The sequence below is a fragment of the Mesorhizobium sp. ZC-5 genome (genome assembly GCF_025753855.1).
Taxonomy (GTDB): domain Bacteria; phylum Pseudomonadota; class Alphaproteobacteria; order Rhizobiales; family Rhizobiaceae; genus Neomesorhizobium.
The window spans coordinates 1-805 of sequence record NZ_JAOWPT010000064.1; the positions used below are offsets into that span (position 1 = coordinate 1).

The window sequence follows — 805 nt, forward strand, 5'->3', positions numbered from 1 at the left end:
GTGTTCAGGAGCACGGCGTCAAAGCCGAGCTCCATGACGGTTGCCGCATGCGACGGCCGTCCGAGCCCCGCGTCAACAATCAGTGGAACATCTGGGAAGTGTCCGCGCATCGAGCGCAGCGCCATGATGTTGACCGGCCCGAGCGCGGAACCGATCGGTGCGCACCAGGGCATCAAGACCTTGCAGCCTGCCTCCAGCAGCCGCTCGGCGACAACAAGGTCGTCGGTGGTATAGGGGAACACCGTAAAACCGTCATCGCACAGGATGCGGGCGGCTTCGACCAGGCCGAACACATCCGGCTGCAGCGTGTCGTAGTTGCCGATCACTTCGAGCTTGATCCAGCTCGTCCCGAACACTTCGCGCGCCATTTTGGCGGTCGTGACCGCTTCCTTGACGGAGTGGCAGCCAGCAGTGTTGGGCAGGATTTTGACGCCAAGCGAGCGGATCAACGACCAGAATTGTTCGCCGGCCCTGCCGCCTGCCATCTCACGGCGCAACGAGACGGTCACCACCGACGTGCCCGACGCCTTGACTGCATCGGCAAGGATGGCCGGCGAAGGGTATTGAGCGGTGCCGAGAAGCAGACGGGAAGATGGGTTCGTTCCAAGAAGATCGAACATGGTCTAGCCGCCCTGCATTGGCGAGAGGATTTCGATCCGGTCGCCGTCGCTCAACTGGAATTCCGCCCGGTTGGCTTTGTGCACGAGGTCGCTGTTGACCGCCGTTGCCAGCCAATCGCCCTCATAGTCAAGCGCGGCAAGCAGTTCGGCCAGCGTGGCGGCGGCAACCTCATGCGCTTCGCCGT

General features: G+C 62.9%; 2 protein-coding genes. Both read right to left on the reverse strand.

Annotation, left to right across the window (positions count from 1 at the left end):
* A partial coding sequence (locus OHD58_RS30515) for a thiazole synthase (RefSeq protein ID WP_263807314.1) occupies nucleotides 1-620 on the reverse strand: 620 nt, incomplete at its 3' end.
* Nucleotides 621-623: 3 nt separating this feature from the next.
* Nucleotides 624-805, reverse strand: a 182-nt coding sequence (gene thiS / locus OHD58_RS30520) for a sulfur carrier protein ThiS (protein WP_263807315.1), incomplete at its 5' end; no start/stop codon positions are given.